General features: G+C 64.8%; 13 protein-coding genes. 7 read left to right on the top strand and 6 right to left on the bottom strand.

From position 1 onward, the window contains the following. The first annotated feature begins 237 nt into the window (after nucleotides 1-237). The gene (locus tag RhoBH5_RS19295; RefSeq protein ID WP_039972689.1) at nucleotides 238-813 is read left to right on the top strand and encodes a hypothetical protein; all 576 of its coding nucleotides are present in this window, start codon (nucleotides 238-240) and stop codon (nucleotides 811-813) included. Then, on the top strand, nucleotides 810-1,814 hold the full coding sequence (locus RhoBH5_RS19290; RefSeq protein ID WP_070162097.1) for a TIGR03617 family F420-dependent LLM class oxidoreductase: 1,005 nt from the start codon (nucleotides 810-812) through the stop codon (nucleotides 1,812-1,814). Before RhoBH5_RS19295 ends, RhoBH5_RS19290 begins: the two co-directional genes overlap by 4 nt. A gap of 19 nt (nucleotides 1,815-1,833) precedes the next feature. On the opposite strand, the gene RhoBH5_RS19285 is transcribed toward RhoBH5_RS19290, so the two are convergent. The 5 genes from RhoBH5_RS19285 to RhoBH5_RS19265 form a co-directional block, all read right to left on the bottom strand. Next, nucleotides 1,834-2,478, bottom strand: a complete 645-nt coding sequence (locus RhoBH5_RS19285; RefSeq protein WP_270008693.1) for an FMN-dependent NADH-azoreductase — start codon at nucleotides 2,476-2,478, stop codon at nucleotides 1,834-1,836. Nucleotides 2,479-2,501: 23 nt separating this feature from the next. Then, nucleotides 2,502-4,085 (bottom strand): MFS transporter, encoded by a 1,584-nt coding sequence (locus RhoBH5_RS19280; protein WP_054187123.1) that lies wholly within the window; start codon nucleotides 4,083-4,085, stop codon nucleotides 2,502-2,504. Nucleotides 4,086-4,189: 104 nt separating this feature from the next. Continuing rightward, the gene (locus RhoBH5_RS19275; protein WP_042452229.1) at nucleotides 4,190-5,674 is read right to left on the bottom strand and encodes a dynamin family protein; all 1,485 of its coding nucleotides are present in this window, start codon (nucleotides 5,672-5,674) and stop codon (nucleotides 4,190-4,192) included. After that, nucleotides 5,671-7,539 (bottom strand): dynamin family protein, encoded by a 1,869-nt coding sequence (locus RhoBH5_RS19270; protein ID WP_007726689.1) that lies wholly within the window; start codon nucleotides 7,537-7,539, stop codon nucleotides 5,671-5,673. Before RhoBH5_RS19270 ends, RhoBH5_RS19275 begins: the two co-directional genes overlap by 4 nt. 123 nt (nucleotides 7,540-7,662) lie before the next feature. Continuing rightward, entirely contained in the window at nucleotides 7,663-9,960 is a 2,298-nt protein-coding gene (locus tag RhoBH5_RS19265) for an IniB N-terminal domain-containing protein (RefSeq protein ID WP_042452232.1), read from the bottom strand. A 335-nt stretch (nucleotides 9,961-10,295) separates the two neighbouring features. Here RhoBH5_RS19265 and RhoBH5_RS19260 point away from each other — a divergent pair, with 335 nt between their 5' ends. From RhoBH5_RS19260 to RhoBH5_RS19240, 5 genes are all read left to right on the top strand, one after another. After that, nucleotides 10,296-12,023, top strand: coding sequence for an Hsp70 family protein (locus tag RhoBH5_RS19260; RefSeq protein ID WP_270008692.1), 1,728 nt, complete (start codon nucleotides 10,296-10,298; stop codon nucleotides 12,021-12,023). A 14-nt stretch (nucleotides 12,024-12,037) separates the two neighbouring features. After that, the gene (locus RhoBH5_RS19255; protein WP_054828411.1) at nucleotides 12,038-14,473 is read left to right on the top strand and encodes a LuxR C-terminal-related transcriptional regulator; all 2,436 of its coding nucleotides are present in this window, start codon (nucleotides 12,038-12,040) and stop codon (nucleotides 14,471-14,473) included. A gap of 111 nt (nucleotides 14,474-14,584) precedes the next feature. Then, nucleotides 14,585-15,826 (top strand): hypothetical protein, encoded by a 1,242-nt coding sequence (locus tag RhoBH5_RS19250; RefSeq protein ID WP_214924341.1) that lies wholly within the window; start codon nucleotides 14,585-14,587, stop codon nucleotides 15,824-15,826. 109 nt (nucleotides 15,827-15,935) lie between these two features. Beyond that, nucleotides 15,936-17,276 carry a S1 family peptidase gene (locus tag RhoBH5_RS19245; protein ID WP_270008691.1) on the top strand — a complete coding sequence of 447 codons (1,341 nt, stop codon included), beginning with the start codon at nucleotides 15,936-15,938 and terminating at the stop codon, nucleotides 17,274-17,276. 225 nt (nucleotides 17,277-17,501) lie between these two features. Next, a complete protein-coding gene (locus RhoBH5_RS19240; RefSeq protein ID WP_054187117.1) occupies nucleotides 17,502-18,812 on the top strand; it encodes a S1 family peptidase in 1,311 nt (436 codons plus the stop codon). A gap of 79 nt (nucleotides 18,813-18,891) precedes the next feature. On the opposite strand, the gene RhoBH5_RS19235 is transcribed toward RhoBH5_RS19240, so the two are convergent. Then, nucleotides 18,892-19,542: a glycine zipper family protein gene (locus tag RhoBH5_RS19235; RefSeq protein WP_003943407.1), complete on the bottom strand. Its 651-nt coding sequence runs from the start codon at nucleotides 19,540-19,542 to the stop codon at nucleotides 18,892-18,894. Nucleotides 19,543-19,549: the final 7 nt, after the last annotated feature.

Here is a 19,549-nt window from a genome sequence, read left to right as displayed (position 1 = left end):
TTCTCTGCCCGAGTGGTTGATCTCGAACATGACCGCGAGTTTTTCGCTTGGTGAGCGTCCTCCGCTCAAGTTTGCCTCCGACCGTGGCCGGGAGTCAACTTGAAGTTGAGCCGAGGGCGCTCAAGCTTGTCGAAATGGTCAACTACAGCCCACGTAGATTTGTTCCCGCCTTCCCCGAAAAGCCGGAAAAGTGCGCCACATCACTTCCGTATCTCTCCGAATGGCTACGATCGGCCGGTGACCGATCCCGACAATTCTCCCGCGCGACCTCCTCGCCCGTCACCTCCACGCCCGGCACCCGAGCGACCCGACGTCTCGGTTCGGCCGCTCCGACCTGCAGCGAGCGACGAGACACCCAAAGCCGTGACATTGTCTACCTCTGCCTGGATCGGCTCGTTCGTCGTCCTGGCCGGAATCGCCGGAGTGGTAGTCACCAGCCTCGACGACGTCCGGTCGGCTCTCGAAGAATCGACTGCGCGCGACAATCCCGGATACTCGTCCACCGACATCTCCGATGCCGTGACCGTCGTACTCGCGGGCAGCGGCGGCGGCGCTCTCGTCCTGGTCCTGCTCGCACTCATGAGCCTTCAACTCCTCCGCGCACGCAAGAACGCCGGGCGGGTGATGACGGCGATCGTGGGAGTCGTGAGCATCGCGGCCGGACTCGGCTTCATGTCTCTGGTCGACGGCGCAGCAGACATCGGCGCCGGAGTTCTGAGATGGGGCCCGATTCTCTACTGCGCCCTGGTCGCGGTGGCGGCGATCGCTCCGTTCGCTCCCGGTGTCAGCACCTGGCTGCGGGGACGCCGATGAAGGTTCACGTACAACTGGACTCCGCGCCGGGCGCGGGCGCTGCTCGTAGCCGTGAACTCGCGGAGACCGGCGCCGGTGGCCTGTTCACGTTCGAGGGACCACACGACGTGTTCTTCCCGCTCGTCGAAGCAGCATCGGCCGTCGACCTCGACCTGATGACCAACGTCGCCATCGCATTCCCCCGCAGTCCCATGCATCTGGCGCATTCGGCCAACGACCTGCAGTTGCTCAGTCGCGGCCACTTTCGACTGGGTCTCGGATCGCAGATCAAACCGCACATCGAAAAACGCTACAGCGCAACGTGGTCGCGTCCGGCGGCCCGCATGAAGGAGACGGTCGCAGCGGTCAAGGCGATCTTCACTGCGTGGGAGAACACCTCGACGCTGAACTTCCGCGGCGAGTTCTTCACCCACACGTTGATGCCTCCGACGTTCGATCCCGGCCCCAACCCCTACGGGCCGCCGCCCATCCTGATGGGTGCGCTCGGACCGGTGATGACCAGGACGGCTGCCGAGGTGGCCGACGGACTACTGGTCATGCCGTTCCACACGCAACGTCATTTCCTCGAACGAACACTTCCGGCCGTCGATGCAGGTCTTCGCGAATCCGGCCGCACCCGAGACGAATTCACGATCATCCCGCAGGTCATCGTCGGCGTCGGCCGCGGCGAGGATCAACTTGCCGCGGCCGCCAGAGGCGTCCGAGCCCTGCTCTCGTTCTACGGTTCGACGCCCGCATACCGTCCGGTGCTCGACGTCGAAGGGTGGGGCGAGGTCCAACCGGAACTCAATGCCCTGTCGAAGCGAGGTGGCTACACCGAGATGGCGTCGCTGATCACCGATCCGATGCTGACCACACTCGCCGTCGTCGGCACTCCCGAAGAGTGCGCCACCGAGATTCGGCGGCGGTTCGGCGAACATGCCGACGAAGTGTGCTGCTATTTCCCCGGTTACGACGTAGAACCGTCAGACGTGGCGTCGATGATCTCGTCTCTCACCTGAACCCGGTCGAACTTCTTGATCAGGCCCCCAAGGTACGGGCCAGCTCGGTCAACGACTCCCGGGCAGCACGCAGGCTCGCGTCACCCTGCTCGATCAGAGGTGCCATCGCCGGAATACGTTGCGCCAAAGTCAGTTCCGCGGTGATGACGGAGACATCCATTCCCATCGACACCCCGAGCACCTGAACGAGTGGCGGGACGGTGTGATCGTTGGCCTCGTTTCCCGAGCCCGGCGCATAGGTGTTTCCGCGGCTGGAGACGATCACCACCGGCTTAGCTGCCAGAGGCTGAGTACGCGTGTCGAAAGGCACCGTAGTCCCCAGGACGTGTACGTAGTCGATCCACGCCTTCAACGTGGACGGGATCGACCAGTTGTACATCGGCGCACCGATCACGACGACGTCTGCAGCGGTAAGTTGCTCGATGACCCGAGCCTGGAGTGCTTCCGCGGCGGGATCCGGAATCTCGCCCTCGACTCGCAAGCGTGGTGCATAGTGCAGGGCCGCGTCCGCGAGGTGCGGCAAGGGATCCCGGTGCAGGTCCAACGTCACCGTCGTGTGATCCGGACTGTTCTTCGACCACTGCTGAGCGAACAGTGCGGTCAGATCACGTGAGGTCGAGTGGTGGAGTTCGGCGGACGAATCGATGTGAAGTAGCTGTGGCATCCCTCATCACTACCAGAGCGCGCTCAACTCTTCTCCGCGGCTAGATCGGATTCCGCCGCGTACTGCGCCAGCAGGACTCGTTCGCGCTCGCGACGCGGATAGAAGAACGTCACCACCGCGGCACCGGCACACACGATGATGATCGCCGCGATGTAGGCGTTTGTATCCCCGTCCAGGAAGGCGTTTTTGGCGGCGGTCATGATTTGCTCCGCGTATTGCGGGTAGCGTTCCGCCAGAACTTCGGCGCTGGAGAAGGATTTGGTGAGCGCGGCCTGAGTTTCGGGAGTCACTTCGGATGCGTTCGGCGAGGACGAGATCGCATTTCCCAACGATTTTGCGTACCCGGCCGTGAGTATTCCGCCGAGAATCGACTGCATGATGGCGCCGCCCAGGTCGCGTTGCAGGTCCGAGGTTCCCGACGCCATACCAGCGCGGTGCACGGGAACGGATCCGGTCAGCGAACGCGATGCCGGTGTGCCGGCCAGACCGACGCCGATGCCGACAAGCGCATAGGCCAACGCGACCTGCCAATACTGTGTGCTTTCGTTCCACAGGAACAGCGCGACGAACAACCCGAGAACCACGAACAGGTAGCCGGCGAGCAGCGTGACGCGGGCGCCGTACCTTTCGATCATGGTCGCCGAGCGCGGCGCAACGATCACCATCGCCAGCGCAGCCGGAATGATCGCCGCACCGGCTGCCAGCGTCGAGTACCCGAGGACGTTCTGCAGGAACTGCTGGCCGATGAACATCGCGCCCATGAGCGAACCGAACACGACCAACCCACCCACCGCCGCGACCCAGAAGGTCGGGCGCGCAGCTACGTGAAGATCGAACAGCGGATTGACCGCGCGTCGCTGTTGCAGGAAGAACCCGATACCCGCGACAACTGCTATCGCCCCGAGCACCAGAGCCAACGTGCCCGAACCCTTCACCGGCGCAAAGTTGATGGACAATACCAGCGCCCCGATGAAGACGATCGACACTATGCCGCCGAGGTGATCGACTCGCTCGGTCGTCTCGTTGACGTGAGCGGGAACCAACACCAGGGAACAGATCAGTGCCACAAGGGCCAAGGGAAGGGTGACGAAGAAGACCGAACCCCAGTGAAACTGCTCGAGCAGCGCCCCCGAGACGATCGGACCGAGTGCTGAAATCGCGCCACCGATTGCCGACCACATGGCAATCGCCTTGGTTCGTGCCGGTCCGGCCCACAACGCCGTGATGATTGCCAGCGTGGTCGGGAACGCCAGACCTGCCGAGACGCCTCCGACTATCCGAGCGAGGAACAGCACTTCGAAGTTCCCGGCGAATCCCGCCACGATCGACGCCGGAATGGACAGCGCCATGCCGGTGACCAGCAACATCTTGCGGCCGTATCGGTCTCCCAAGGCCCCCAGGTAGAGCACCGTTCCGGCCAGGCCCAGCGAGTAGCCGACCGCGATCAGGTTCAGTTGCGTCTGACTGGCGTCGAAAGCCCGCCCGATATCGGGCAAAGCGACATTCGCGACCGAGAGATTGAGGTTCGCGACCGCAGCGACCAGGATGAGCGTCCCCAGGACGAGGGTGGCTCGATCCGGTGAAGCGGACTTGATGTCACTCGCCATGCGCGTGCTCCCATCGAGGTGGGACCCGAACCTGGGAGTTATGTCCGGATCATCCCGAACTCAAGATAGAACCCTCGTCCGGCGCTCGCATAGTGAACGGGTCCCTATTCGGGCACAATTTCAGCCAGGACGCCCTCGGCGCTGCGGGCGGCGACCAGGCAGGCCCGCGAGGTGAACCTGTCGAAGAGCGGATGTCTGGACAACTCGCGCCATCTGCGGACAGCCGCCGTGGCCCGCGCACGCTGCACCTCCGGCGATTCTTCCGGTTCGCAGCCCAACCGGTCACTTGCCCGGATTCCGTAGCCGCCGATCAGTCTTTGCAGTTGTGCCAGGTCGTCGGGTGGCAGATCCGTGTGTACCGAACGAAGACGCCCGAGCAGGCGAAGTTCGTGAAAGCCGTGAACATCGGCAAGCAACCGTTGCGCCTCCGCCGCGATCTGATCGCCTTCCTCGCTCGGATCGGCTTCGAGGATTCTTCCCAGCGTCACCAGCGCCGTGTGCGATTTGAGCTGATCTGCCCGCTGCCCGAATTGAACGTCGATCACCTGACGCAGTTCGTCCAGGCCGCTACGCTCCAACAATTCGGCCGCCAGGGACGGTGAATCGGTCGCCCCCAACTTGATCGACGTCACGGCGAGGCGAATTCCGAAGAGCCCGAACCGATCGGCCAATTGCGCCCGCATCGCCGCGTCGACCGGCAGCGGACTGTCCTGCCTGGCAAAGCGATCCGCGGAGAGCAGTGCAAGGCTCAGATCCTCGGCCGGAACCTGCGCGAGCGCCGAGAAGGCCGCGAACTCGCTCTGCCTCATCGTCCGAGCAGCGAGCGCGAGTAGACCTGCCACCGGAACCACCGACTGGCACAGGCCGGTTCGCTCCAACTCCTCGGCGAATCGCGCCGCGACGTCCTTCGCCGAAGACAACGCGTCGAGCCTGCCTGCGCCGACCTCATCGGCACGCGAGAGCACTCCGATCACTCCGAGTGGCCCGGATTCTCCGCCCACGTGATCCGCGATCTTCCCGAGGAACTGCATGTCACTGGCGTTGAGAGCCCGCAAGAGGTAGACCACTGCATCCGCGCCCGGTGCCTCACCGTCGGGAACGAGCATGTCCCAGGTGCGGGCCGAGACCTCGGTCGAGAGCGACGAGGTGCCCGGTGTGTCGATGATCGTCGTACGAGCCAATGCCGAAGACGGCCAGTCGACGTCGATGCGGTCCACCGAGTCTGCGGTGTACTCGCCCAGATCGAACGTGAGCCTGCCGTCGCGGCGCGTCACCGGCACGTTGAACTCGGCACCGTTCTCGGCCGTCGCGGTCACCTGCGGCGTCGTCCCGTTCCGATACCAGGTGACTACGCGTGTGCATTCCGTCGCGTCGGTAGGCGCTATATCCTGTCCGACAAGCGAATTGAGCAGCGTCGACTTACCCGCTTTAAGGGAGCCGGCGAGCGCCACCCGGAGTGGCTCGTCGAGCCTGGCCGCACATTCTTCCAACTGGGCGCGCGTCTGCGGCTGATCGGCGTAGGCACGTCTGGCGTGGTCGATCAGGGCGTGTGCCGACTCCACTGCGGTCACGGTGGTCGTGGCATTCATGCGTTGGTCACCTTTGCCGAGGCAGGAGCGGGAGTTTCGCCGATCAGCGTTCCGGCAACGGCGTCGAGCTCCGCGACGACGCGCATGTCGGTCTCCAGACGCTTGATCCGAGCGGCATGTTCACTCGATTCCAACTGCGCGGCTTCCTGAGTGGCGCGGAGGGATTCGTTGATCGAGCGCAACGCCTGCTCGGCGATGTCGGTGAAGTGATCACGCAACAGCCGCTGCACCAGGCGTAGGCGATCCTTCGACTCCTTGCCCACCTGGAAGCTGACGTCGTCGGCAAACCGTCGGATGGCCGCTTTCGCCTCAGCGCGACGCTTGAGTACCTGAGCCTGCTTGTCTTCACGATAAGCCTTGGTGCCCAGCAGAACCCCGGCGCCGATGGAGATCGGGTTGACCAGAGCCATGCCCATCATCGTGGTGATCAAGCCGAACATGAGCACGCCGCCGTACGAGCCGCGCATGCCGACCAGGACTTTCTGAGTGATGCCGATACGGCCGGATTCGAGGTCCGCCAATGCACCGACCGGTTCCAGGAAACCGTCGGTGTCGGCGACGTCGAGATGCGGGAGCGCGACGTCACCGGTCTCCGCAAAGTGCTGCGCCACAACTTCTGCCAGCCACTGTGCGCGATCATGCGCCCACACGAAGTTGTCACCGATCGCGGTGGCGATCTCCTGTTCGAGCCACTCCCCCACGACGTCCCAGTCCTTACCGGGATCGCCTTCGTCGACCGTCTCCTCGGCCTGGCGGGTCACCCGGCGCAACCGGTCCCGGAGGTCGTGATCGATGTCGGCGGCGAGGTCTGCGATGCCGTCACCGAGGCTCTGCTGCCACAGTGAGGTCTTCTTGTGCAGTTCCTCGGCCGCTGCCCGGGCACGCTGCAGTCCCGCGACCGCTGCCTGAGCGGTCGACGGATCCTTCAGCGCCGCAAGCTCACTGCCCATCTCCAACGTCAGATGCGCTGCCGCAGAACGCACATCCATCGCAACTGCGCGTCGAGTATTCGATTCGGCACGCGCAACGACGTTGTCCCGCAAGAACTGATAGAGGTCCAAAAATCCGGATTCCGCTTCGAGTTCCTTGTCCCCCAGCCTCAGCGCGTGCGAGCGCAGTACCGAGGAGATCGGAATGAGCGGCAGATCCAACCCGGCACGCTGGAGATGTCCGCGATCGGCGTCGAGGATCTGCCGCCAGTGCGGGTACAGATCGGTCTTGCTGATCAGCCCGGCTACCGCAGGACACAGATTGACGACCTGGCGGATGAATCCCAGCTCCGGTTCGGTGAACTCCTGGCTGGAGTCCGACAGAACCAACACTGCATCGGCCGCAGTGATCAATCCCAATGTTCCTGCAGCATGAGGATTTCCATGACCGCCGACACCAGGGGTGTCGATCAGAACCAAACCGTCGGCCAACAGCGGACTGGGAACACCCACTTCCACACGCAGAACCTCACGCCCTTCGGCGCGAGGCGTGGCCGGGGTGATCCCCATCAGTTCCTCGAGCGGGAGGGGCACCCGAATGGGCGCCGCACCCGGATCGGCGAGAATCAGTTCGGCGACCGCGGTCTCCGCGTACTGAACTACCGTCGCCACGGCAGTGGTCTCGTCGTCACCGACCGAGCACACGTCGATGCCGAGCAGAGAATTGACGAACTGGCTCTTGCCTTGCTTGAGGGGTCCGACCACCACGATGCGAATACGCGGGTCGTTGACTCTCACCTGAGCGTTCTCGAGTCGGCGCACCAGATCCGTGCGCCCGAAATCCTTCGCCACGACGGCTGTTCGTTCGAGCAACGACGCCGTCGACGACGCGACGCGCGCCTTCCGACTGCTTACCTGACTCGCTGAATCACTCATGAGCTACGTTGACCCGCAATTCTTCCCGACTCGAATATCCGGCCCTGCGAACGCATAGCGCACGCAGGGCCGGATTTGTTACATCAGGTCATTTTGACCGATTTCAGTTCCTGCGTCAGCAGATCAGGGATGCAGGTGATCGACAACCGCAACCGGGTCGATGTGATCGACCGGCGCTGCAACCGAATCCTCGGCGAAGAGCGAGTGTTCGGTATCGGCGCTCAGACCCGAAGTGGAACCCGAACCGAAAGCATCGGTCGCATCGATCGACGACCACGGGTTCAGCGCACCGGTCAACGAACTCGTCAGGTCGGACACTCCGCTCACTGCTCCACCGAGGGATCCGCCCAGGTCAGCGACTCCGCCGCCGCCAACGGTACCGCCGCCGTCGACTGTGCCACCGGCAGCTGCGGCTGCGTCGGCACCGATCGAACCCGTCACGTCGGTGACTGCTCCGACAGCCCCGCCGAGCGATCCACCGAGATCGGTGACGCCGTTCAGTGCGCCGCCGAGCGACCCACCCAAACCAGCCGCAGCGTTCGTGGCCGCGTCGAGACCTGCTGTTGCGTCGAGACCTGCGGTTGCGTCCAGCGCGCCGCCCACAGTTGCTCCGAGGTCGCCGGTCACACCGCCGAGGTTCAGGCCTTCTGCCGCGATGCTTCCGAGGTCGACGGAAGGCAGTTCAGCGGAGATCGGGCCGAGGTTCACAGCGCCGAGGTCGACGGAGGGCAAGTCGGCACCGATCGAACCGGTGTCGATTCCGCCGAGGTTCAGTGCCGTGTCCAGCGCTCCACCGAGTGCACCTTCGGCACCGAGAACGCTGTCGAGAGAGCCCCCCAGCCCGAGGCCCGCGCCCAGCGCACCGTCCAGCGCGCCGGTCAGGTCCGTGCCCACGGAACCGACAGCACCCAAGCCGCCTGCACCTGCGAGGGCGGTGTCGAGAGCCGCAGCGACACCGGCTGCCAAGCCTGCTTCACCGCCCAGACCGAGTGCACCACCGAGGTCGATTCCGGTAAGTCCGCCTGCGCCCAGCGCTGCGTCGAGAGCGCCGCCGAGACCGCCCGCGAGCCCGGCATCGACGCCGAGTGCCGAACCGAGAACACCCTCGAGGGCCGTCGACAGATTCGCGCCTCCGCCCAGAGCTGCCGCGAGGTCTGCGCCGAGACCACCTTCGAGGTCGAGTGCTCCCCCGAGCAGTCCACCGAGTGCGCCACCCAGGTCGGCTCCGACCGTTCCGCCGGCACCGAGGGCGCCGGAGAGTGCCGCGCTGAGCTGCGCGCCGAGGTCTGCGCCGCCGCCGAGTACGGCGTCGAGGTCGAGTCCGCCGCCGAGACCCAGTGCTGCGTCGAGTGCGCCGCCCAATGCAGTTTCCAGACCGCCGCCGACGCCGAGCGCTCCGCCGAGGGCGCCACTCAGGGCAGCACCGAGATCGAGGCCGCCCGCGATATCGGTGAGAACGCTGACATCCGTGATCGCGCCGAGGACGCCACCGAGCGATGCACCCAGATCGGCGCCGATCGTGCCGCCGGCTCCCAGGACGCCCGAGAGCGCGCCGGACAATGCCGTGCTGAGGTCGCCTGTCAGAGCGCCGGCGAGATCCAGGCCGCCGCCGAGTGCAAGAGCGGATTCCAGTGCGCCGGTCAGGCTCGCGCCCAGTTCGCCGCCGATGTCAAGGAGACCGCTGAGGTCTGCTGCGCCGCCGAGGAGTCCACCGAGAGCCAGGCCGAGATCGGCTCCGAGGTCACCACCGATGGCGAAGACGGGTGCGAGAGCTCCGCTGAGCCCTGCCGTCAGGTCGAGTCCGCCGACTGCGCCGATCGCGGCGTCGAGGGCTGCTCCCAGCTCCGCAGTCAGGCCGCCGGTCACACCGAGGGCGCCGCCCAGAGCCGCGCTGAGCTGTGCGCCCAGATCGAGAGCTCCTTCGAGATCGAGTGCGCCGCCCAAACCGAGACCGGCTTCGATCACAGCGCCGAAGGCTGCGCCGAGTTCGGCACTGATCTCGCCACCGATGGCAAGCGCAGCGCTGAGGGCTGCTGCGAAGTCGCCGACCAGGTCGAACTGGCCGCCGAGGGCGCCTCCGACTCCGATTCCTGCACCGGCGCCGAGACCCAGGCTGCCGCCGAGGCCACCACCGAGACCACCGGTGAGTCCACCACCGAGACCACCGCCGAGTCCGAGACCGCCGCCGATTGCACCGGCAGCGGACGCACCGGCGTTGACGATCGCGGACAGGTCGGCGCCGCCACCGGCAAAGAGTCCGGACTCAGCGACCAGCGGAGCGACCGCGACGATGTCGGCGGGGCTGACGTCGCACAGACCGGCAGCATCGAGTGCCGCGGTCGGGTTGGCGCAGTAGTTGGCAGCTGCCTCGTCGTCACGAAGTAGCCCGAGGATGAATTCGAGTACGGCGTTCGTTGCCATGGCGGGTTCTCCTGAAGTTCGTTGACCGGGTTGTTGCCGGTGGGTAGTTGCCGGTGGTCCGGAAACTGGTGCGCTGCCAGAGGTAGCGAGTGGAATCAACGCTAAGAACTTTTGCGACTGGGGCCAACGGGGAGCACCCCCCTCTTCTCCAGGGACAGGTGGGGAAGCCCCCCATTGGGCTACGCCCGGTCGGAATAGGGGATTTGCCCCGATTAGGGGATCGGTCCCCTACTTCGTCGCGACGCCTCCGATCCGGTAACGATCTAGGTCCTGAAACCGACATCGCAGACAACCGCGACAGTCCTTCTGTCGCCCACGACCAGGGGAGTTCGTTCATGGCGGCAGGGCTCGGCATCAGCATCGGTTCGGCCACTCTCGTAGCTGTCACCGACGGCTCGACCGGTGAAACGCAACAGGTCCGCTTACCCAGTGCGCTGCAATTGGACGACGGATCCGTCATCACCGGATTTGTCGAGCGCGTCGGAGACCCGATTCCGATACTTGCCGCCGACGGTACCGAGTACCGCGGCGAGGCTCTCGCGGCGACAGCGGTCGGCGCACTGGTAGACCAGGCAGGCGGTAACGAAGGGCCAACTGTCGTCCTGGCTCACCCGGTGGGGTGGAACCGCCACACGGCACGCACCATGGAGTCCGCTCTGGACCACGTCGGAATTCACGGGGCGACTCTCGTCGCCGAACCCGCAGCCGTCATGGCGTGGCTCGCCGCTTCCGGAACTGTCGTCAGCGACGGTCTGACCGTCGTCTACGACCTCGGTGCTCGCTCGCTCGACGTCACGATGATGTCCACGACCGACGGACGAAGCGAGATCTTCGGTAAGCCGCTGCGCAGCGAGGACATCGGCGGCGACGAATTCGATCACCTCGTCACCGTTCACCTGCTCGATGCGGTTTCCGACCAGTTCGCAACCCTTGATCCCTTTGCACCCGAGACGATTGCAGCGCTGGAAACTCTGCGCGAGCATGCCCGCGCAGCCAAGGAGGAACTTTCCACCGAGACGGAAACCGTTGCCCGCGTGGCGCTTCCCGGTGCCGTCAGCGACGTTCGACTCGTTCGTTCCGAACTCGAAGATCTGATCCGGCCCGCCCTCACCGAATCGGTGGCATTGGTTCGCGAAAGCCTGCGATCTGCCGGCGTCGAGTCCAGTGACGTCAATCAGGTTGTCCTGGCCGGCGGAAGCTCGTCCATTCCCCTTGTCGCCGAACTACTGTCCGCGGAGCTTCGTGTCCCGGTGATCGCCGACGCCGATCCAGCGTCGAGCGCGGCGTCCGGCGCCGCGGCCCTCGCACTCGACGCCAGAGACTCGCAAGTACCGGCCGCCGCCACTGCAGTGATTCCCGCCGAGCCGTCTCGCAAGCCCGCACCAGTTCCCGCCTTCTCCACTCCGTTGCTTGCCGAGCCGACCGAAGAAGAGAACACGGCGACTCGACGCTCGTCGAGGGTCGGCGTCGTTGCTGCAGTGGTGGGAGCATTCATCGTGCTCGCCGCAGGCGGGCTCGGAATCGGAACTGCCATGGACAAGATCAACGTTCCGTCCAGTTCGGCGAACACCACCAGCGAGTCCACCTCCTCGACCGCTTCGACCACCGCGGGCTCTACTCCCGGCAGCACCACGGCAGCGGAAGCGGCAGGCACCGGATCCACGACTGCGAACAACGGCACTCGAAGCAATCAGCCCGGTTCTCCTGCTGCCGCAGGCGGCTCGACGACGGCGCCGGGGGCAGTTCCGGTTGCCGGCGCACCGGCGGGATCCTCGCCCGCACCGGGCGAGACCGCTCCGTCGGCGCCTGCACCTGCCGCACCCGGCGCCCCGGCGCCCGCACCTGCTCCCGCCCCGGCACCAGCACCCGCACCCGCGCCTGGAGCCGGCGTCGGGACCGGTGTCGGTGACGCTGCGACCGGCATCGGAAACGGAGTCGGCGGTCTGGTCGACGGTGTCGGCAACGGAGTCGGAGGCGTGGTCGGAGGTCTCGGTAACGTCGTCGGTGGTGTCGGAAACGTGGTCGGTGGTGTCGTCGGCGGCGTCACCGCACCGATCCGCTGACCGGCGGTCTTTCGATGAACCGTGACAACGGCACCGAATCGTCGTTCATCGCAGGACTTTTGCGCGACGTCGACCTGACTGCATCGCCACTGCGCCTATTCGTCACCGGGACCGATGCCAGCGCTCGGCCCCAAGTGACGAGGGTTGTTCGGAAGCGAATCGAATCGGGTGACAAGCCCGTGGTCACCGCAGTCACGCATGACGTCCCCGCCGACGCGATTGTGGTGATCGCGGACGCGCAAGCTCTGACCTCCGATGAAATCCGTGCCCTGAAAGAGCTTGTCCAACGTGACGACCTCGGAGTTGTCGTAGCCTCCGATCGGATCGATCCACCACTCGCACCGATCTACTCGAACATCTCGAGTTTCGGCACCGTGTTGCATCTGAACCCGTTGAACCGAAACGATATTCGGAAGATCGCGGCCGAGCGAAGAGTCCCGCTCGACGACCGCGCCGTGGTGGCGCTCGAGCATCTGTCCGGTGGTTCCTTCGGGGCGATCGAAGCGTACTTCGCCGCCGCCTCGGCAGGCCGCCCGGAAATGCCGAACGCCATACGCACACACATCCTCCACCAGGTCACCGCTCTGCATCCGATCGAGCGCGAGATCCTCGAAGTTTCACTCGCCGTCCCGGACATCGACGCCTTCGAGCTCGATCTGGGACAGGAGAAGTTCAGCCTCACAGCTGCATTCGACCGGGCACTGGCGACCGGACTGTTCGGTTCGCGATCACCACTCGTCGCGAGCGTGCTCGCCGAGTCGACGAGCACCGGGCGTATCCGCAGCGAGCTGATCAGAATCGTCGAATCACGCGCACACACGAGAACCCTCGATATCGACACAGCACGAAGACTTTTCGACTCCGGAATCCGCCACCGCGATCTCACGGGTGTACTACGAGACGCCGTCGAGGCGAGCACGCCGGCGGTCGCGGCAGATCTCTTTCGCCGCGTGAATTCGATCGAGCCTCTCGGCGTGGCCGACACGCTGCTGTACGCCCAGGTCTCGGCTCGCAGTGGTGACCTCGACACTGCCTGCCGTCTGGCCGATTCCGTCATCGCCGCACCCGATCTCGACGACGCGAGATTGGCTGCGGCGGTGCGAATCCGCGCAGCTTCGTCCGCAGCATGCGGCCAACTCGGCGCCGCTGCAGATCTCTACACCTGGCTGGGGCCAGGGCGCACCGGAAACGAATCCCCCTTCGCCGCAATCACTTTCCTCGGCATCGGCAAGGTCGATGACGCGAACGCCGCGCTCACCGGACACACAGGATCACCGTCGAGCTCGACGGTCGGCGCTACCACACTGGCCAACGGACTGATGCAATCGGTCACCGGGAGCGCGCCGAGTGCGCTCAACACGATGTCGCGCGCACTCTCGCTCCCCGGCGGAGCCGACACATCTGAATTCCAGCCTGATTCCGCCCCGGCGCTGGTCGCTCTCGCACTCCTGCACAACGGCGCCCATGAACGGGCCGCCGCTGTCGTCACGGCCGCGATCGCCGCCGACGACGCAAGCAGTCACACGTGGGCACGACTTCACCTTCTCGGCGCCTGGATCGCGATGGTCCGCGGGCAGGACGCGATTCTCGAAGACCTACCGCAGGAGGTAGTCCGCGGCCCCCTCCGCGAGCGTGACGCACTGTTTCTGCATGCTCTGATCGTGGGTCTCGCTCGGCGTTCCGGCGATCTCGCCCAGCTGCGTCGAGCTTGGTCGGGCGCGGCAGGCACCCTCTCGTCCTGCAGCGTTGATCTGTTCAATCTGCTTCCCATCGGCGAACTGTGGCTTGCGGCAGTACGGCTCGAGGAGACCGAGCAGGTCGAGCATCTCGTCGACGACGCGCGCTCACTCCTCCGCGCGCTCGGCGAGCCGCCGCTGTGGTCGTCGCCGCTGCATTGGTACGGCGTCCAGGCGTCGATCCTCTCGCAGTCGCCGGCCGATCTCCTCCCACACGCCCATACACTCGCCGAATCAGCCAAAACTCACACTTACGCAGCCGGTTTGGCGATCGCCGGACGCCAGTGGCTCCTACTCATGCAAGGCAACGTCGACGCAGACGGTGTCGAAGCCGCCGCACGAACGCTCAGTCGGATCGGACTCCCGTGGGACGCCGCTCGCCTCGCCGGCGAAGCAGCGCTGCGCACCCCGGACACCAAATCGGCCACGGCACTGCTCCACGTTGCGCGCTCGCTACGCACAACGTCGACGGCCGAGACAAGTGCAACCGATACCGCCACAAGTGCGGCGCCACCGTCGGTGCTGACCGAGCGCGAACAAGAAGTTGCCGAACTCGTCGTCGTCGGACTGACGTATCGGGAAATCGGCGAACGCCTCTACATCTCCGCTAAAACCGTCGAGCACCATGTCGCACGGATCAAGCGGCGCGTCGGGGCGCAGTCTCGTTCGGAACTGCTCACCATCCTTCGCAGCATGACACCGCCGAACAAGTAGTTAGCTGCATATTGTCCAGAGGGTTGCGTATATTCGTTTAAGTGATAGTTTTCACAGTAATCAGGGCATGCCTGCCGAGCAAAGTTCGGTAACTGTGAAACGGGGATCGCTATGAAGTGGGGAGTCGGACTCGCCGTCGGCAACAAACGAAGCATTGCTGCGATCGCGAGACCTGACTCGGAGCTGGTGACCCTCGAACGCGAATCGGTTCTGCACCACGCCCCCGACGGCACCGTGCAGCTAGGCGGAACCGCGGCGGGGTCCACCGGGTTGCGCGGGTTCCTCGACAGGGTCGGCACCGACGATACCGACAACTTCTCCGAGCACATGACGCGAGGGGAGGAACTGGTAGCGACAGCAATGTATTGCCTGGTCAAGGAAGTCCGAACACTCACCGATCAGAACCTGAACATCTCTGCGGTGATCCCCGCGGGTTGGTCGAGCGATTCCGTCGACGTACTGCGCGGCGCACTCGACAGCATGAATCTCGACGGCGTCGAACTGATTTCAGAAGATGAAGCCTCTGCGGCTTGGCTCGCGGATCCGGACGCCGACGACCGTGCTGCTCGCGGAGCCGCAGCGTTGGCCGCACCCTTCTCGATCACCTCTACCTGTCCCGAACCCCAGCCAACCGAATTTGCCGAGCCAGAGAACACCCCCGAAGAGTTTCCGCCGTTCGTTCTGATCGAACCGGAGCCGGAATCCGGCGTGGAGGCACCGGTCACGAAAGAACCGAGCATCGACGGTTGGCTGAATCGCCAGTGGCGCTCGGAGCGCCGACCGATCATCGCCGCAGCAGCCGCCGCAGTCTTTCTGACGGTGTCGGGTTGCGCGGCAGCGGTCATCATCGGGACCATTTCAGCGCCCGGGATTCTCGACGCACAATCTTCCCTGTCCCCCGGGACGGACACAGCTGCCACCCCGACGAGTTCATCCGGGACAGGCACGCAATCAGCGACCTCACCCCCACCGGAAGTACCCGCTCTCGGCGCGCAGCCGACGGCGCAGTCGTGGGCATCCGAAGCGGAATCGACCTCATCCGAATCCCAGCCCATCCCGGTGAGTCCGGGCACCGGTACAGAGAAATCCACTACGGCGAACGTCCCCGCGCAACAGGGATCGCCGATCACCATCCAGATCGATCCCCTTCGGATCGAGAACCTGCCGCCGGTCGTCGGACCGCTGGATCCGGTCGATCCGGATACCCCGGACACTCCCGCCGTGACCGACCCCACTGATACACAGACAACGCCGACGCAGCCGCCCAACCCGACCGACACAACCGATCCGGTGGTTCCGAATCCCGACATGCCCGTCATGCCATTGGCCCCGAGACCCGGAATGCCAAGTTAGACAGAATAATTCGACTTGCCGACAACAGGCACATATTCCTCGTCGAAACTTTTCCCCTATGGTGGGTGCGGTACCTACCGGCTCGGTGCCGGGGACTTGAAGGGATTTCATGCGTAACTCGTTGGCGATCCGCACCGCTGTGGTCGGCGCCTCGGCACTACTGCTCGCAGCTCCATTCACCACGACGGCATCGGCAGAGCCCGCCTCCGACACGCATGTCGAACAGCTCGGGGCAGATCAGCTTCCGGCTGAGCTGGTCGAGGCGATCACACGCGATCTGAAGATCTCCCCACAGGAGTATCTGGACCGCGCTGCCAAAGCTCAGGAACTCGGTGCATACGCCCAGGAATTCAAGTCCGAGCGCCCTGGCGACTACGCCGGCTCGTGGATGGGACTCGACGGTCAACCCGTCGTAGCCGTCACCACCACCGAAGCTGCACGCATCGCGGCCGACGACGGTTACCGCACGCACGTCGCCCCCGTCTCCGCCGACACCCTCGAGAAGACGCTGGCCGACGTCAACGGATGGATTGCCGGGCTGCCCAAGGAAATCTCACGCGCAGTCAATACGGCGACTATCGACGTCCTGAACAACCAGGTCGTCATCGACGTCGCGAACAGCCCCGTCGGGCAGGCGCTCAATCTTCCGACCCTGCTCGAGAACACCAAGATCGTTCTCAGCCCGGATGGCGGCGGATCGGTTGATCCCGGAGCACTCGGCGGCGACACCTACATCACGTCGACAGGCCCCATTCGCGAGACACCGACCGAGAACATCTCGGTCTGCTCGTTCGGGTTCAACGCCGTCGACGATCAGAACAATGCTCTCAATATCAGTGCCGGACACTGCAATCCGGCCGAGGGTTCGAAGTCGCCCGTCTACCTGCCGAATCACGCGAACGTCGACGACAGTCAGTTGATCGGAGCATTCTCACAGTCTTCCGTCGGCAACAACGCCGGCGATCTCGATTACTCGGTCATCAAGTTCGACCAGTCCGGCATCGACGCGGGCCTCGACCGTGCTGCCGTCCGCGGTGCCAACGGGACCACCCTCGCGATCACCGGAACAGCACGTCCCGTGATCGGCGCTCCCATCTGCAAGTCCGGCCAGACGTCGTCCTTCACCTGTGGTGTCGTGGCAGCCGATCGCGTCGAAACTCAACTGGTCATGGCGGACGGTGATTCACGAACCGTTCGCGGATTCGCCGGCACCGCGTGCACCCTCGCCGGGGACAGTGGCGGCGCCATCGTCTCCGGAACCTTGGCTCTGGGCATCACCAGCGGCTCCAACAGCAGCGGAGCACCCAGTTGCAACGAAGCGAACCTGGTACTGGCGACCTCCGGTGGAACCTCGAATCTGGGTATTCCGGTCGGAGACATCCTCGACGCGGCAGATCGCGCTTCCGGTGGCGGTGTCGGTGCCGGAATCCGCGTCCGCACTGCAGGTTGACCAACCACTGATTCACGCACTGTGCCCGCCGATCCGTTTCGCGATCGGCGGGCACAGTGCTGTTGTCGGTCGGGGTCAGCGCTGTCTGCTCATGTAACGGGTGGGAATAGCGCGTTCGAACCCATATAGTCATGGTCGACTGTGATCGGCTCACCACAAGTCCGTGAGCCGTATCCGTGTGCTCCCAGGGGGGTGGTACGCGGTCAACGAAGTGGAAAGGCCCACATGCGAAGCTCCATCGCACGTCGCGCCGCAGTGTTCGGTTCGGCCGCGCTGCTGCTCCTCGGACCGATTACCGCGGTCGCGAACGCAGAACCGAACGAATCCGGGGTATCCGATCAGGCAGCCCATCTGCCCGTCGAACTCGCCGAAGCCCTACAGCACGACTTGGCGCTGACGCCCGACCAGTTCGTCTCGCGTTCCGAACTCGCGCAGAAGCTCGCGGAGTTCGCCGCCATCGCGCGCGTCCAGTTTCCCGACTCTTTTGCCGGAGTGTGGCTCGACGACCTCGGCAAGGGCATCGTCGCTCTCGCTGACGGTCGCGACAAGGATGCTGCCCGCGAGGCCGCCGAGAAGGCCGGTTTCGAGGTCAAGGACGTCGCGCAGAGCGAGCAGGCTCTGCAAGGTCAACTCTCGGCACTCAACACCTGGCTCGATTCGCAGCCTGCCGAGGTCGCAGACCTCGTGCGTGGCATCGCCGTCGACGTCGTCGGCAACGGAGTCGCCCTCACGGCCGATCCTGCCGCCGGCATCGAATTGCCTGAATTCCTGAAGCGGACCGTCGTCCATACCGCTGCTCCGCTACTGGTTCCCCCGATCGTCGCGGACCTCATCCCCGCAACCGGATCCGCAACCGGCGACGCTGCACTGGGCGGAGACGCCTTCGGCGCAACCTCCGGTAACACTGGACTGCGTTGTTCGTTCGGCTTCAACGGCACCGACGGTTCAGGACGCACAGTCAACATCAGCGCCGGTCACTGCGATCCCAACCGTGCCGCTGCCGGCACCTCGAACTCCAGCCAGGTCTTCCCAATGGTGAACAACCAGACCGGGCCCCGCGTCGGGTACTTCGCCAAGAGCAGCTTCGACGGGCGCGACTACTCGATCATCAACATCGACGACAACGCGAAGTACCGCTTCGAGAACAACAGCGTGCGGGTCCCGTTCAACCGCTCGGTCAACATCACCGGTACCGCCGATCCTGTCGTGGGCGCCCCGGTCTGCAAGGCAGGATCGACCACAGGCTTCAGCTGCGGCGTCGTCACCGGCGTCAACCGCGTCGCAAAGGTTTTGGATCACACCCTCGACAACGGCTTCACCACCAACATCTGCGTCCTGCAGGGTGACAGCGGTGGCCCGATCGTCTCCGGAACGTTGGCAGTGGGCATCACGAGTGCGTCCAACGTCGCCACCTCTCCCCTGTGCGAGATCGCTCAGGCAGAGACACTGTTCGGGCAAGAAGCCCCGACCCAGTACGCGACGCCGATCAACGACATCCTCGCCGCCAACCCAGGCCTGAAGGTTCGCGACTACTGATCACACGCATTACTCGAGACAGCAAAACGGGCGCCACACCTTCTGAAGGTGTGGCGCCCGTTTCGGCGTTCGTGACGTTCTACTGGAAGAGAGTTGTTCCAGCCGGAGCGTTCAGAACCTTGATCAGGTCCAAGCCCGCGACGACGGCAGTTCCGCCGCCGGCGAGGATGGTACCGGCGACTCCACCGATACCGGCCCCTGTGACCATGCCGGGCAGGCAGCCGACGACCAGGCCGGGCAGACCCACGATGCAACCGATGACCGCCCCGACGATCGTGCCGGTGAGGCTACCGATCTGCGTGGCAAGCCCGAGCTGTGACTGGAACTTCTCGATTGCCTTCTGATCCTCGTCAGGCGAAGCAACCGGGGTGAACTCGGCAGCGACCGGCTTCGGCTTGGAGCTGGCCGGGTCCAGGTTCGGCTTGAGGGTGAGGGTCTTGCCGTCCTCACTGACGGTCTCGTCGAACGGGAACTGAACGTCGCCGAGATTGAACGCGAGCGGAAGGCTCACGAGAGTTGCGCCCTGGCTGTTCTGCAAGTCGACGTGAGTTCCGTCGCCCGAGACCCGGAATGCTCCGGCGTCGATGGTGGTGACAACGGCCTGGTCGACGACCTCGGCGGTGTACGAAACGTCGGGTGACGTCTCCGGAGCTGCGTAAGAAGTACCTGCAGCGATGCCCGTAGCGGCAATGGTCATCGCTGCGACGGCCGCAGCTTTTCGAATGAACATTTTTGAT

It is taken from the genome of Rhodococcus sp. BH5 (assembly GCF_027583855.1).
GTDB lineage: Bacteria > Actinomycetota > Actinomycetes > Mycobacteriales > Mycobacteriaceae > Rhodococcus_F > Rhodococcus_F qingshengii.
Note: the sequence above shows the minus strand (reverse complement) of the source record. Positions and strands in the feature narration are given on the sequence as shown.